This is a genomic window from Ureibacillus sp. FSL K6-2830, assembly GCF_038004145.1.
Lineage (GTDB): Bacteria > Bacillota > Bacilli > Bacillales_A > Planococcaceae > Ureibacillus > Ureibacillus thermosphaericus.
In genome coordinates this window covers 1972501-1987805 of the sequence record NZ_JBBOQR010000001.1, presented here as the reverse complement: position 1 = coordinate 1987805, position 15305 = coordinate 1972501, and the positions used below count along the sequence as shown (strand labels likewise).

The 15305-nt window shown below is 40.8% G+C and carries 12 protein-coding genes, 2 rRNA genes, 1 pseudogene and 1 riboswitch (1 of these 16 running past the window's edge); of the genes and pseudogenes, 1 reads left to right on the top strand and 14 read right to left on the bottom strand.

Annotation, left to right across the window (positions count from 1 at the left end; all coding sequences use genetic code 11):
* Positions 1-20: 20 nt before the first annotated feature.
* The 11 genes from purN to NSU17_RS09645 all read right to left on the bottom strand — a co-directional run bounded on the left by purN (position 21) and on the right by NSU17_RS09645 (position 10432).
* Positions 21-590, bottom strand: coding sequence for a phosphoribosylglycinamide formyltransferase (purN, locus tag NSU17_RS09695; protein WP_016838762.1), 570 nt, complete (start codon positions 588-590; stop codon positions 21-23).
* Positions 587-1645 carry a phosphoribosylformylglycinamidine cyclo-ligase gene (gene purM / locus NSU17_RS09690; protein WP_016838763.1) on the bottom strand — a complete coding sequence of 353 codons (1059 nt, stop codon included), beginning with the start codon at positions 1643-1645 and terminating at the stop codon, positions 587-589. Before purM ends, purN begins: the two co-directional genes overlap by 4 nt.
* A gap of 12 nt (positions 1646-1657) precedes the next feature.
* Entirely contained in the window at positions 1658-3082 is a 1425-nt protein-coding gene (purF, locus tag NSU17_RS09685; protein ID WP_340704891.1) for an amidophosphoribosyltransferase, read from the bottom strand.
* Positions 3058-5283, bottom strand: a complete 2226-nt coding sequence (gene purL, locus NSU17_RS09680) for a phosphoribosylformylglycinamidine synthase subunit PurL (RefSeq protein ID WP_340436058.1) — start codon at positions 5281-5283, stop codon at positions 3058-3060. The genes purF and purL overlap by 25 nt, the downstream gene beginning before the upstream one ends.
* Entirely contained in the window at positions 5276-5953 is a 678-nt protein-coding gene (gene purQ / locus NSU17_RS09675) for a phosphoribosylformylglycinamidine synthase subunit PurQ (RefSeq protein ID WP_016838766.1), read from the bottom strand. The genes purL and purQ overlap by 8 nt, the downstream gene beginning before the upstream one ends.
* A 2-nt stretch (positions 5954-5955) precedes the next feature.
* Positions 5956-6204 (bottom strand): phosphoribosylformylglycinamidine synthase subunit PurS, encoded by a 249-nt coding sequence (gene purS, locus NSU17_RS09670; protein ID WP_016838767.1) that lies wholly within the window; start codon positions 6202-6204, stop codon positions 5956-5958.
* Position 6205: 1 nt separating this feature from the next.
* Positions 6206-6916 carry a phosphoribosylaminoimidazolesuccinocarboxamide synthase gene (purC, locus tag NSU17_RS09665; RefSeq protein WP_016838768.1) on the bottom strand — a complete coding sequence of 237 codons (711 nt, stop codon included), beginning with the start codon at positions 6914-6916 and terminating at the stop codon, positions 6206-6208.
* 55 nt (positions 6917-6971) lie between these two features.
* Complete coding sequence (purB, locus tag NSU17_RS09660) at positions 6972-8270, bottom strand: adenylosuccinate lyase (RefSeq protein WP_168412270.1); 1299 nt, start codon at positions 8268-8270, stop codon at positions 6972-6974.
* Between the two features lie 18 nt (positions 8271-8288).
* A complete protein-coding gene (gene purK, locus NSU17_RS09655; protein ID WP_340704890.1) occupies positions 8289-9413 on the bottom strand; it encodes a 5-(carboxyamino)imidazole ribonucleotide synthase in 1125 nt (374 codons plus the stop codon).
* A complete protein-coding gene (gene purE / locus NSU17_RS09650) occupies positions 9410-9898 on the bottom strand; it encodes a 5-(carboxyamino)imidazole ribonucleotide mutase (protein ID WP_016838771.1) in 489 nt (162 codons plus the stop codon). The genes purK and purE overlap by 4 nt, the downstream gene beginning before the upstream one ends.
* Positions 9899-10052: 154 nt before the next feature.
* Positions 10053-10152, bottom strand: a riboswitch (purine riboswitch).
* Positions 10153-10213: 61 nt separating this feature from the next.
* Complete coding sequence (locus tag NSU17_RS09645; protein WP_340704889.1) at positions 10214-10432, bottom strand: NETI motif-containing protein; 219 nt, start codon at positions 10430-10432, stop codon at positions 10214-10216.
* A gap of 711 nt (positions 10433-11143) precedes the next feature.
* On the opposite strand from NSU17_RS09645, the gene NSU17_RS09640 reads away from it, so the two are divergent.
* Entirely contained in the window at positions 11144-12145 is a 1002-nt protein-coding gene (locus NSU17_RS09640) for a S66 peptidase family protein (protein ID WP_340704888.1), read from the top strand.
* Here NSU17_RS09640 and NSU17_RS09635 read toward each other — a convergent pair.
* The 3 genes and pseudogenes from NSU17_RS09635 to NSU17_RS09625 all read right to left on the bottom strand — a co-directional run.
* A pseudogene (locus NSU17_RS09635) lies at positions 12141-12281 on the bottom strand (group II intron reverse transcriptase/maturase); the annotation flags it as partial. The gene NSU17_RS09640 and the pseudogene NSU17_RS09635 sit on opposite strands and share 5 nt — an antisense overlap.
* Before the next feature lie 893 nt (positions 12282-13174).
* Positions 13175-13290: ribosomal RNA gene (rrf, locus tag NSU17_RS09630) — 5S ribosomal RNA — on the bottom strand.
* A gap of 48 nt (positions 13291-13338) precedes the next feature.
* Positions 13339-15305 (bottom strand): 23S ribosomal RNA (locus tag NSU17_RS09625); it runs 960 nt beyond the window's last position.

Sequence of the window (15305 nt, the reverse complement as noted above, 5' to 3'; positions counted from 1 at the left end):
TTTATACTCTATTTTTGCAATTATTTATTTTCAAATAATTTTTTTAACGTTTTTGGATAAAGTTCATGTTCTACTTTGTGAATACGTTCTTCCGTTGCTTCTCGATTACCATCCACAACTTCTACCGCTCTTTGTGCAATAATTGGACCTGTATCCATCCCTTCATCAACATAATGAACAGTAACCCCAGTGACTTTCACGCCATGTTCCATTGCTTGTCCAATCGCATCTTTTCCAGGAAAAGCTGGTAATAGAGAAGGATGAATATTAACGATTTTATTAGGATATTCAGTAAGTAATGTGTCGCCAATTAAGCGCATATACCCAGCTAATACAATCCATTCCACCGCTTTTTGTTTCAATATTTTTACAATTTCAGATTCATATGTAGCTTTTGAAGCATAATCTTTTGGTGAAAATGCGAAAACTGGGATGCCGAATTTCTCCGCTCTTTTAACCACATATGCATTGGGTTTATCTGTTACTACAACTTCTATGTTTGCATTTAATTCTCCACGTTCGATGGATTCTTGAATCGCTTGAAAATTCGATCCACTTCCTGATGCAAACACTGCTATTTTCGTTGTCATTGGCTCAAGCTCCCATCGTGTTTTCCATTAAATAAAACCCCTTCGCCTTTTACAACACGCCCAATTTGATACGCTTTCTCCCCGTGGGCTTCTGCAATTTGAATTATTTTATCCGCATCTTCAGGAGAAACGGAAAGAACAAATCCAATCCCCATATTAAATACGTTGTATAAATCTCTGTCTGATAGCGAACCTTTATCCTTCAAAAATTCGAAAATTCGAAGAGTTTCCCATGATCCTAAATCAATTTCTGTTGCAAGTCCTTCTGGCATCATTCGAGGCAAGTTTTCATAAAATCCACCACCAGTAATGTGAGCCATGCCGTGAACGTCCACTTGCTTTAACATCTCAAGAACTGGTTTGGCGTAAATTTTTGTTGGTGTAAGCAAAGCATCACCAATTGGCCCCAAATCTTCATAACCTTCAATCAATTCATCATATTTATAGCCGCAATTTCCAAATACGATTTTGCGAACTAAGGAATAACCATTGGAATGCACGCCGCTAGATGCAAGTCCAACAAGGACATCCCCTTCAACAATTTTTTCCCCAGTAACGACACGAGATTTTTCACAAGCCCCAACCGCAAAACCAGCTACATCATATTCATTTTCATCATACAAACCAGGCATTTCAGCAGTTTCCCCGCCGATGAGTGCAGCACCTGCCTGAACGCAACCATCTGCAACGCCACTTACAATTTGCTCGATCTTTTCAGGGTCTGCTTTCCCAATTGCAATATAATCTAAAAAGTATAACGGTTCTGCACCTTGAGCAACGATATCATTCACACACATCGCCACGCAGTCAATGCCAATCGTGTCATGTTTATCGGCCATAAATGCTAATTTGAGCTTAGTCCCGACACCATCTGTACCAGAAATTAGAACAGGTTCTTTTAAATTTAATGAAGATAAATCGAACATGCCACCGAAGCCACCAAACGTTCCCATGACACCAATTCGTTTTGTTCTTTCTACATGGGATTTCATGCGTTTAACAGCTTCATAACCAGCTTCAATATTGACTCCCGCTTGTTCATATGCCTTTGACATGATTCTTCCTCCTTAATGTGAAAGTTCTTTAATATGTGGTAAGACAGTGTCTGGAAAAATTTCAGTTGGATATTTTCCAGTAAAGCATGCCATGCAAAGACCGCCATTCTCATCGTCAAAAGGTCTTGAGATTGCTTCTACTAATCCGTCTGGAGATAAAAATGTTAAGGAATCTGCACCAATTGCATTACGGATTTCGTCGATTGTTTTTCCTGTTGCGATTAGCTCTTCATCTGATGAAATGTCTATTCCATAGAAGCAAGGATTCGAAAGTGGAGGAGAAGTGATTGCTACATGCACTTCCTTTGCTCCAGCTTCTTTTAACATTTTGACAATTCTACGAGAAGTTGTTCCTCGAACGATGGAATCATCCACCATGACGACTCGTTTTCCACGAACGACTTGAACGACAGGAGATAATTTCATTTTTACTCCGCGTTCACGCAATTCTTGTGTCGGTTGAATAAATGTTCTTCCCACATAACGATTTTTGATTAATCCCATTTCGTAAGGAATGCCAATTTCTTCTGCAAAACCAATTGCAGCTGAAATGGAGGAATCCGGAACACCTGTTACAACATCCGCATCAATTGAACCCATTTCTTTTGCTAATTGTTTACCCAAACGTTTACGAGCCATGTGAATGTTGACATAATCAATATTTGAGTCAGGACGTGCAAAATAAACATATTCCATTGCACACATTGCTCTTTGTTCCATTTGAGCATAGCGATCTTCTTCGATACCTTTTTCTGAAATAACAACTAATTCTCCCGGCTCCACTTCCCGTATAAACTCTGCACCAATCAAATCAAAGGCGCAAGTTTCAGACGAAGCCACCCAAGCGCCCCCTAATTTACCAATTGACAGTGGACGTAAACCATTGCGATCTCGAGCTAGGATCATTTTATCTTTCGTTAAAATAATGACGGAGAATGCACCTCTCAATAGAGAAAGAGCTTCTTTTACTTGCTCACGGAAGCGAGGCTTTTTGCTTTTTTTAATTAAATGCACAATTACTTCCGTGTCTGAAGTAGAATGAAAAATACTACCTGATCGTTCAAGGTGTTGTTTCAAATGATTCGCATTGACTAAATTACCATTATGAGCCAAAGCAATCGTGCCAGTTGAGGAACGAACCAATAACGGCTGTACGTTCTCTATTCCTCCGCCGCCTGCAGTTGTATAGCGAACATGAGCAATGGCAGAAGTGCCTTTTAAACTTTTTAATTTTTCTTCATTAAATACTTCATTTACTAAGCCTTCACCTTTTACCACTTTGAAGTACTGGCCGTCAGTAGCGACGATGCCAGCACCTTCTTGACCGCGATGTTGTAAAGCATGTAAACCGTAATAGCTTAAATGAGCTGCAGCTTCATGTCCCCATATCCCAAAAACCCCACATTCTTCGTTTAAGCCTCTGATTTCAGCAAGCATGGGATAGCTCCTTTCCAAGCAGAACAAAATTCTTCCACAGACCCCTCAATTAACAAGCCTGATTCGCCTTCAATTGTGATTTTCCCATCATTTGTAACAAGTCCGATTTTCTTTGCATCAGTAATCAATTCTTCAAATTGCTTCACGTTTTCTTCTTTTACTGTGACGATAAAACGAGATTGAGATTCACTGAATAAAGCAGTTACAGGTGATCCTTCTAATCTCACATGAAGTCCTAACCCTTCAGTTCCGAAAGTCTTTTCAGCTAACGCGACTGCTACGCCGCCTTCAGATACGTCATGAGCAGATTGAACAAGTCCAGCACGAATTGCAGAAAGTAATGCTTTTTGGCGCGCTGCCTCCACCTCTAAATCGATGCTTGGCGCTTTACCAAAGATTTTGCCATGAACTAATTTTTGTAGTTCTGATCCACCGAATTCTGTTTTCGTTTCACCAAGTATATAAACAACGTCACCAGCTTGTTTAACTTGTTGTGTTGTCACATGTGATAAATCTTGAATTAAACCAACCATACCAATTGTTGGAGTAGGATATACAGCTTGACCTGAATGTTCATTATAAAGGGATACGTTACCGCTAATCACTGGAGTTTCTAAAGCTGTACAAGCCGCAGAAATACCATCCGCACTCTTTTCTAATTGCCAGAAGATTTCTGGCTTTTCTGGATTACCAAAGTTTAAGCAGTCTGTAATTGCTAGCGGTTCGCCACCTGATGCAACAATGTTGCGAGCAGCCTCTGCCACCGCGATTTTGCCACCTGTTTCTGGATCTAAATAAATGTAGCGAGAGTTGCAGTCAGCTGTCATAGCAAGTGCTTTATTTGTACCTCTAATGCGCAATACTGCCGCATCTGAACCAGGAGTTACTACTGTATTTGTACGAACTTGATAGTCAAATTGATTGTAAACCCATTCTTTTGAAGCAATAGTCGGTGCTTGAAGTAATTGTTTCAACGTTTCTTTCAAGTCACTTACTTCAGGCTCCGCGTTTTCCATTGCTTGGAACTCGCTAAAATAAGCAGGTTCTTTAGAAGGTTTATGATAAACTGGTGCATCTTCTGCTAATGCATCAGCTGGAACTTCAGCTACAACTTCACCTTTATGAATCAGCCTCAACATTTTGTCGTCTGTCACTCGGCCGATTGCAACAGCATCTAATCCGTATTTTTCGAAGATTTGTTTGATTTCTTCTTCGCGACCTTTTTTCACGACTAAAAGCATTCGTTCTTGTGATTCTGATAACATCATTTCATAGGCAGTCATGCCTGTCTCACGTTGCGGCACTAAATCTAAATTCATTTCGATACCTGAACCTGCTTTTGAAGCCATCTCTGCTGAAGAGGAAGTTAAACCTGCAGCTCCCATATCTTGTATACCAACGAGAGCATCTGATTTTACAACTTCTAAACAAGCTTCTAATAGAAGTTTTTCCATGAATGGGTCCCCAACTTGAACTGCTGGACGATTTTCTTCTGATTCTTCACTTAATTCTTCAGAAGCGAACGTCGCACCGTGGATACCGTCACGCCCTGTTTTAGCACCCACATACATGACAGTATTGCCTACACCTTTAGCCACACCTTTTTGAATATCTTTATGGTCAATTAAACCAACACACATAGCATTTACTAAAGGATTTCCTTCATAGCAAGGGTCAAATTGAACTTCTCCACCAACAGTTGGGATACCGATGCAGTTTCCGTATCCAGCGATTCCTGCCACTACTTCTTCAAATAAGTATTTCACTCGAGGCGACTTTAATTCACCGAAACGTAAAGAGTTTAACAGTGCAATTGGACGAGCACCCATGGAGAACACGTCACGAATAATCCCTCCAACCCCTGTTGCTGCACCTTGGTAAGGTTCAATCGCTGAAGGGTGGTTATGAGATTCCATCTTGAATACAACTGCTTGCTCATCACCTATGTCAACAATCCCCGCACCCTCTCCAGGACCTTGTAATACGCGAGGTCCGTTTGTTGGGAATTTACGCAATACCGGTTTTGAGTTTTTATAAGAACAGTGTTCAGACCACATAACAGAGAACAAACCTGTTTCTGTCCAATTTGGAAGACGGCCTAAAATTTTCTCAACCATCGCAAACTCTTCATCACTTAACCCCATGTCACGATAAAGCTTTTGTTCCTTAATTTGTTCTGCAGTTGGTTCTAAATTAGACATGTGATTCCCTCCACTGTTTCACAATTGATTTGAATAATGCTAGTCCGTCTGCACTGCCAAGTAATGCATCCACCGCACGTTCAGGGTGTGGCATCATACCAAGAACGTTACCACGCTCATTCACAATACCTGCAATGTCTGATAGACTTCCATTTGGATTTTCACCTGAATAAGTGAAAACGATTTGATTCTTTTCTTGTAATTTTTTTAATGTTTCCTCATCACAGAAATAGTTTCCTTCACCATGAGCGATTGGAATATTAATGATTTGCCCTTGCTCATATTGATTTGTAAATAGCGTATTGTTATTTTCAACTTTTAATTGAACTGTTCGGCAAATGAATTTTAAGTTTTGGTTGCGAAGTAAAACCCCTGGTAGCAAACCCGCTTCCGTTAAAATTTGGAATCCGTTGCAAACTCCTAAAACTGGTTTTCCTTCTTCTGCCGCCTTTTTCACTGCTTTCATAACATTTGATTGACTTGCCATGGCTCCACAACGGAGATAATCCCCGTATGAGAATCCTCCTGGAATTAAAATGGCATCAAATTTACTTAAATCTGTTGCATCGTGCCAAACATATTCTACTTCTTCACCTAGTTCGTCCTTTATTGCATGATACATGTCGATATCACAGTTCGACCCTGGGAATACGAGTACAGCAAATTTCATGATTAATTAGCCTCCTCGACTTCAAAGCGATAATCCTCAATCACAGTGTTTGCCAGCAGCTTCTCACACATTTCTTTTACCAATGCGTCAATATCACGTTCAGTATCTGAAATTAATACTTCTAAATATTTACCGATACGTACGTCCTCAACTTCTTTATATCCCATATTTACTAAAGATCCTTTTACCGCAGAGCCTTGTGGGTCTAATACACTTTCACGTAACGTAACGTAAATTTTAACTTTTTTCATATCACTTTCCTCCAAGTCTAGAAAGAATAATGTTATAAACATCTGTTAAACTACCAAGATCACGTCTAAATACGTCTTTATCCAGCTTTTCATTCGTTTCCGCATCCCAGAGTCGGCAAGTATCTGGAGAGATTTCATCCGCAAGCAAGATGTTGCCTTCTTTATCACGACCGAATTCCAATTTAAAATCAACTAATACGACATCGATTTCTTCAAATATTTTCCTCAATGCTTCATTCACTTTAAATGCATTGTTAGTAATCGTTTCAACTTCTTCTTTTGATGCAATCCCAAGTATGTCAATATGTTCATTGTTAATCAAAGGATCTTTTAATGCGTCATTTTTATAGTAAAACTCAACAATCGGACGCTTTAACTTTGTTCCTTCTTCAATGCCAAGCCTTTCAGCGAAGCTACCTGCTGATATATTGCGAACAACCACTTCAAGGGGGATGATATCCACTTTTTTTACTAGTTGTTCGTGTTCAGATACACTCTTAATAAAGTGAGATTCGATACCATGCTGTTTTAATTTTTCAAAAATCAGGGTAGAAATTTTATTATTTAATATTCCTTTCCCCTCAATTTCTGCTTTCTTCAGCCCGTTAAAGGCTGTCGCACTGTTTTTATACTCAACAAACAAAACATCTTCCACATCTGTTGCATATAAGCGTTTCGCTTTTCCTTCGTATAACAGCGCACCTTTTTCCATAACCGTTCCCCCAATAATTTAAATTTTTCAATGGCTTCGCCTTTTACTGTACCGATTAATCATTTAATCCTAAACGTTGAAAAATCAAATCAACATTTTTCAAATGCCAGTTGTAATCGAAACAATCATCAATTTCTTCTTTAGATAAAAGTGAACTGATTTTTTCATCTGCTTCAACAAGCGGACGGAAATGTCTTTGTTCATCCCAAGCTTTTGCCGTTAATGGTTGAACAGTATCATAAGCTTCTTCGCGAGATAATCCTTTATCGATTAATGCTAGAAGAATACGCTGTGAATAAATTAGTCCGAACGTAGCGTCCATATTGCGTTTCATGTTTTCTGGGAAAACGGTTAAGTTTTTCACGATATTGCTGAAACGGTTCAACATATAGTTAAGTGCTATCGTTGTATCAGGAATAATGATACGTTCTGCTGATGAATGAGAAATATCACGCTCATGCCATAAAGAAACATTTTCGTAAGCTGTGATCACATGTCCACGTACTACACGAGCAATTCCAGCCATGTTTTCTGATCCGATTGGATTGCGTTTATGCGGCATTGCTGATGAACCTTTTTGTCCTTTTGCAAATCCTTCTTCAACTTCTCGAGTTTCGGATTTTTGCAATCCTCGAATTTCCGTTGCGAATTTCTCAATGGAAGTTGCAATTAGAGCTAATGCTGCAATGTATTCTGCATGGCGATCACGTTGCAATGTTTGAGTTGAAATTGGTGCTGGCGTTAGACCTAATTTTTCACAAACGTATTGCTCTACAAATGGATCGATGTTGGCGTATGTTCCAACAGCTCCTGAAATTTTACCTGTCTCAATCGTTTTTGCTGCTCTTTCAAATCGTTCTAGATTGCGTAACATTTCTTCACGCCATAAGGCAAGTTTTAATCCAAATGTTGTCGGTTCTGCGTGTACTCCATGAGTGCGCCCCATCATCACCGTATATTTATGTTCTTTTGCCTTGGCTGTTAATACATCAATAAAGTTTTGAATGTCTTTTCGTAGAATGTTGTTTGCTTGTTTAATTAAATAAGAGAGGGCAGTATCTACAACATCTGTTGAAGTCAGTCCGTAATGAACCCATTTTCTTTCTTCCCCAAGCGTCTCAGAAACAGCGCGAGTAAATGCTACTACATCATGTTTCGTTGTTTGTTCAATTTCGTAAATACGGTTAATATCAAATGAAGCGTTTTGACGCAATTTCACTACGTCCTCTTTTGGAATAACTCCAAGTTCAGCCCATGCTTCACACGCTAAAATCTCAACTTCAAGCCAAGCTTTAAATTTATTTTCTTCAGTCCAAATTGCTCCCATTTCTGGACGAGTATAACGTTCAATCATTTTCAAATCTCCTTTTCCTCATTCTGACCAAATGCCAGAAGCTTCAATTTCTATTAGTGTTTCTTCGATGTTATCAGTTAGTATTGTTACATGTCCCATTTTTCGGTTAACTTTTGCCTCTTTCTTTCCATAGAGGTGAATCGACCAATGTGGATATTTAGTAATGGAATTGGAAAGCGGCGCTACATGTTGCCCTAATACGTTTACCATCACTACTGGAGAATGTAGTTTTGGTTCACGCAATGGCCATCCTGCAACAGCACGGATATGTTGCGCGAATTGAGAAATGTTGCATGCTTCAATGGAATAATGACCGGAATTATGCGGTCTTGGTGCTAGTTCATTAATGATAATTTGTCCATCGTTTAATACGAACATTTCAACTGCTAATGTTCCAATTAATTGCAAATGTTCAGCGATTTTTCGTGCTGCTTCTTCCGCTAATTGTTTTGTTTCTGTAGAAATTCGAGCAGGCACAATTGTTTCATGTAAAATGTGGTTAATATGAACATTTTCGCCAACTGGTAAACAATAAGTTTCTCCATTTCCATTCCTTTGGATAATGACGGAAATTTCCTTCTCAAATGGGATAAATCCTTCCACAATACATTGTGAGTGATTAAATAAATTTTTAGCTAATGGCAAGTCTTCTTTTGATAGAAGCTTTTGTTGACCTTTTCCGTCATAACCAAAACGGGCAGTTTTCACAATGCTCGGAAAACCAATTTGATCTATTTTTTCAACAAGTTCTTCATAGCTCTCGCAAACAATATACGGTGCAACAGGGCAACCGGCATTTACAATAGCTTCCTTTTCCGTTACTCGATTTTGAGTAATGCGAATAATTTCCGCGCCTTGAGGAACGTAGGCAATCTCTGTTAATCGTTTTAGTCCTTCATAATCTATATTTTCAAACTCAAAAGTGATGACATCACTTGTTTCCGCTAATTCTTCAAGTGCAGCTTCATCATCATACGGAGCTACAATTTGTATATCTGCAACTTGACCACATGGTGAATCCATTGTCGGATCAAGAACTGCAATTTTGAAACCTGCTTCTCTTGCACTGAGAGCCATCATTCGTCCTAACTGTCCACCCCCGATGATGCCAATCGTTTGACCGGGGTATATTGTTTTTGTCACTTCAAGTCACCTGAACTTTCTAATACTTTTTGTTTTAATTGTTCACGTCTTGCTTCCAGTTTTTCTGCTATTTGTTTATCTGTAATGGATAAAATTTGTGCTGCTAAGAGTCCAGCATTTGTGGCACCTGCTTTGCCAATAGCAACTGTCGCTACAGGAACACCACCAGGCATTTGCACAATGGAAAGCAATGAATCAAGTCCATTTAAAGCTTTTGATTGTACAGGTACACCGATGACTGGCAAAGTTGTTTTACTTGCAACCATCCCCGGTAAGTGAGCTGCTCCTCCCGCTCCGGCAATAATGACTTCAATACCACGTGAACGGGCAGTTTCGGCATATTCAAACATCAAATCAGGAGTTCGATGAGCTGATACAACTTTCTTTTCGTATGGCACTTCTAACTCGTCTAATATGTCACAAGCATGTTTCATCGTATCCCAATCACTGGAACTTCCCATTATGACTCCGATTTTAGGATTCATTAATAACGCTCCTTTTTAAGTTAACAATGTATTTACATGTATTCGTAAAAAAATCCTCAAATAGCCCGCCTTCGCTACACGGTAGAAAGCAGAGTACTTGAGGACATAGCAAAACAGAAGGTTGAGGTAATTTATTTCCAACCTACCGAATCATCCAAAAGTTGCTTTCCCGCATAGTCCGACATTTACGGTGTCGGGTAGAGACACTAGAGCCATATTCTCTAGCATATATGAGGGAGTTTTCCTCTGTTCATTGTAGCAAGGGTGAAGAAGAAAATCAATTAAAAAATGCGAACGATTATAAAATACCACTATTTAATGTTCGTGTTTTTTCTCATTATTTGTTTTTTCTTCAAGTAATTCCGCCTTAAATTTAACTTTTTGACGAAAATACGTAATCTCACCATTAGTATATTGAAAGACTGGCTCCTCTTTTCGAACAATTGGCTTATACCCCATTTGTTCTATTCTTGTTATACATTGTTCAGGCGTTTCATTTTCTTCCATTTCCACCCAGATTGTTTTTTTAGCCAAATAATTCATCCTTTCATGAAAAACATTTTATTCTCCTATTATACATAAAGAAAAATAATGAATTATATGGAAGATTCAATAACTAATTAGTAAATTCTTATTATTTTCGTGTGTAATTCTGTTTTTGGCAATTAAAAAATGCATGAAATGGCAATTTAATTTATTCGATATTTTGAATAATTATTCGTATCTATAATCGCTTGAGATGGAGCCTCTGCGAGCATGATTTCTTACAAAGGGGGCAAGCCATAATTATATTTAGACTTTGCAAGGCAAAGTAGCCTATCATGCCCGCCACTCCATGTAAAGCGTCAAATATGCAAAAATTTATGCATAACCTTAATTGCCAAACACTACAAAAATTAATTACCATCAACAGTTTTAATTCTTTAATCAATATTATTTGTAAAAACTAATGTTATTTATGGAACATAAGAATTTATTTTTTGATTAATGTCCGAGTATTAAATGGATCTTGAGTTTGAAGGATAAATTACTGATGTAGCGAATACTAAAACTGAAGGTTTAATTAAAAATCAGGAGAGTGGATATGATAATTCTTTTTGATTTAATATTGCCCGAATTGCATGGTTTTGATGTACTAAAACAGTTACATACGATACATACATCCGAACAATTGACATAGACATGAAGGATATTATGATAAATTTAATCATTCAATAATAAACTGGGTAAAGAGAGGTTATGTTTATGATTAAACCAAAATTATTAAAACCGGGGGATACTGTAGGAATCATATCTACTTCATCTCCAGTTGCAGCAGCTTGCCCTAATAGATTTCAAAGAGGAATTTCTGAATTAGAGAGTATGGGTTTTAAGGTGAAAATAGGGAAAAATGCTCTGAAACGCATTGGACATTTAGCAGGAACCGTTGAAGAAAGGTTAGAGGATTTACATGAAATGTTTCAAGATCACGAAGTAAAAGCTATTATTAATACAATAGGTGGTTACAATTCGCACCAACTATTAGAATACATTGATTATAATCTTATAAAGCAAAATCCAAAAATAATATTGGGTTATAGTGATTTCACTGCTATTCTATTAGCTATTCATAAAAAATCTGAACTAATAACCTTTATGGGACCCGCACTATTACCTCAATTTGGTGAATATGGTGGAATGTTAGAATACACAAAGAAAATATTTAAAGACGTTTTAATGACCCAAAATGATGAAATACACATTCCTCCTAGTAAATATTGGACAAGCGAATTTTTAGCTTGGGATATAGAGGATAATCGACCACGACAACTTACTAAAAATGAAGGACCTCTTATTATTAAAGAAGGAAGAGCAAGGGGAAGTATCTTAGCTGGCAATATGGGGACAATGTTACTATTAGCAGGAACAGAGTTTCTTCCAACCTTTGATAACAAAATACTATTTTTAGAAGAAGATGAACAAGAAAATCCTGGTACTATCGATCGCTATTTAACTCAGTTACGGCATATGGGGGTTTTTGAAAAAATTAATGGAATAGTGGTCGGACGTTTTCATCCAAAAGTAGAATTTTCACAAGATTATACATTTATAGATATCATTTGCCAGGCTACTAAAGGATATGATTTTCCAATTGTGTATAATGTTGATTTTGGACACACGGATCCAATGATGACAATTCCAAACGGTATTGATGTAGAAGTTGAAGCGTCTAACAATAACGTCAATATTTTATTTCTCCTTAAATAGATAGCCAGTTTTCGACTATGTGCTGTCGTAGGTTTTGTACGGGCATCTTATCTACTCCATGGCTTCCTTTATTCTGTTCTACACGTTTTAGTGCTTGAAGCATGTTCTCCCGTGACAGGATTTGATTCAAAAGCATCGTTATTCTCCTTCCGTGAATAGCTGTTCTCTTTATGCCAGTGGTCACTCCACCCTCCAAGAGGACCCCCACGGGATTCACCGCTTCCTCCCTCAAGTGAGGTACTACGTTTTCTGTGTTCATCATGACTCACTGAATGCCAAGGGCTATTCTCTCTTAATTGTTCGGTCCTTCTTAGTAGTTCTAAACCAACTAATACTATGACCTCTGCTGACTTCTGACGGTTCAGCTACTTATCACTAAGTAGGTTATGAAGCGTACTTCACCTATCCGCCAGACCTCCCCGGGTAAGTACATGCACTTTCACACCATCTATCCGCCTCATCTACTCGATATGACCTTCGACAGAAAGAGCTTTGTTTTGTTTTGCAAACTCACTCAATCATACCTAGCCTTATATGAGGTTCGTGTTCCTCGGACCGGTGTTTTGCCTCCAGCTTCCTTCAGATTCCGCGTCACCACGGACACCCTTGCGTTAAGCTAACTGTTACTTCTGCCTTCACAGTTCGGGACTTACACCCTATAGTTCATGTACATGCCGGACGCACACATAAAAAAAGCACCAATATTGTGGTGCCTTTTTGCGAAGCGCTCGTCTATCTCTCACAAGGGGACCCCTTAACTACCATCGGCGCTAACTCCGAAGCACGTTGACCGGCGAATTTCTGCGTCAGCTTCGGCGGTCCGGTGCTCACGTACATAGTACGCTCCGCTCCGAGCCGCCTCGCTTCCTTGAACTTCTTGGTCCCCGTGCTTCTCGTCTCCTCCAAATAATTGTTTTGCTTACGTTTTAAATGCCACTTCTCTATCGCGCCGATCGGACTTTCAGTCCTTGGTAGTAAGGGGCTTCAATTTTTGCAATAAAAAAAGCACCACTGTTGTGGTGCCTTTTTGCGAAGCGACGTCCTACTCTCACAAGGGGAAGCCCCTTACTACCATCGGCGCTGAAGAGCTTAACTTCCGTGTTCGGTATGGGAACGGGTGTGACCTCTTCGCCATCGTCACTTCACTATATGAGAGGTTGTTCTCTCAAAACTGGATAACGACATTGAAATGATTGGTTAAGTCCTCGATCGATTAGTATCCGTCAGCTCCACACGTCACCGTGCTTCCACCTCGGACCTATCTACCTCATCGTCTTTGAGGGATCTTACTTGCTTATGCAATGGGAAATCTCATCTTGAGGGGGGCTTCATGCTTAGATGCTTTCAGCACTTATCCCGTCCACACATAGCTACCCAGCGGTGCCTTTGGCAAGACAACTGGTACACCAGCGGTGTGTCCATCCCGGTCCTCTCGTACTAAGGACAGCTCCTCTCAAATTTCCTACGCCCACGACGGATAGGGACCGAACTGTCTCACGACGTTCTGAACCCAGCTCGCGTACCGCTTTAATGGGCGAACAGCCCAACCCTTGGGACCGACTACAGCCCCAGGATGCGATGAGCCGACATCGAGGTGCCAAACCTCCCCGTCGATGTGGACTCTTGGGGGAGATAAGCCTGTTATCCCCGGGGTAGCTTTTATCCGTTGAGCGATGGCCCTTCCATGCGGAACCACCGGATCACTAAGCCCGTCTTTCGACCCTGCTCGACTTGTAGGTCTCGCAGTCAAGCTCCCTTATGCCTTTACACTCTGCGAATGATTTCCAACCATTCTGAGGGAACCTTTGGGCGCCTCCGTTACCTTTTAGGAGGCGACCGCCCCAGTCAAACTGTCCACCTGACACTGTCTCCCAAGCCGATCAGGCTTGCGGGTTAGAATTTCAGTACAACCAGGGTAGTATCCCAAGGGCGCCTCCAGGGAAGCTGGCGCTCCCCCTTCTACGGCTCCTACCTATCCTGTACAAGTTGCACCGAAATTCAATATCAGGTTACAGTAAAGCTCCACGGGGTCTTTCCGTCCTGTCGCGGGTAACCTGCATCTTCACAGGTACTATAATTTCACCGAGTCTCTCGTTGAGACAGTGCCCAGATCGTTACGCCTTTCGTGCGGGTCGGAACTTACCCGACAAGGAATTTCGCTACCTTAGGACCGTTATAGTTACGGCCGCCGTTTACTGGGGCTTCAATTCGGAGCTTCGCTTGCGCTAACTCCTCCTCTTAACCTTCCAGCACCGGGCAGGCGTCAGCCCCTATACTTCACCTTACGGTTTTGCAGAGACCTGTGTTTTTGCTAAACAGTCGCCTGGGCCTATTCACTGCGGCTCATCAGGGCTTGCACCCCAATGAGCACCCCTTCTCCCGAAGTTACGGGGTCATTTTGCCGAGTTCCTTAACGAGAGTTCTCTCGCTCACCTTAGGATTCTCTCCTCGACTACCTGTGTCGGTTTGCGGTACGGGCACCTCCCGCCTCGCTAGAGGCTTTTCTTGGCAGTGTGAAATCAGGAACTTCGCGCATAACGCGCTCCCCATCACAGCTCGGCGTATTAGGAAGCGGATTTGCCTACTTCCACGCCTTGCTGCTTGGACACGCTCGACCAACGGCGTGCATTCCCTATCCTCCTGCGTCCCCCCATCACTCAAACGGCGGGGAGGTGGTACAGGAATATCAACCTGTTGTCCATCGTCTACGCCTTTCGGCCTCGACTTAGGTCCCGACTAACCCTGAGCGGACGAGCCTTCCTCAGGAAACCTTAGTCATTCGGTGGATGGGATTCTCACCCATCTTTCGCTACTCATACCGGCATTCTCACTTCTAAGCGCTCCACCAGTCCTTCCGGTCTGACTTCGACGCACTTAGAACGCTCTCCTACCACTCGTGCAACGCACGAATCCACAGCTTCGGTGAATCGTTTAGCCCCGATACATTTTCGGCGCAGCGTCACTCGACCAGTGAGCTATTACGCACTCTTTAAATGATGGCTGCTTCTAAGCCAACATCCTGGTTGTCTAAGCAACGCCACATCCTTTTCCACTTAACGATTACTTTGGGACCTTAGCTGGTGGTCTGGGCTGTTTCCCTTTTGACCACGGATCTTATCACTCGTAGTCTGACTCCCGTGTATAAATAGCTGGCATTCGG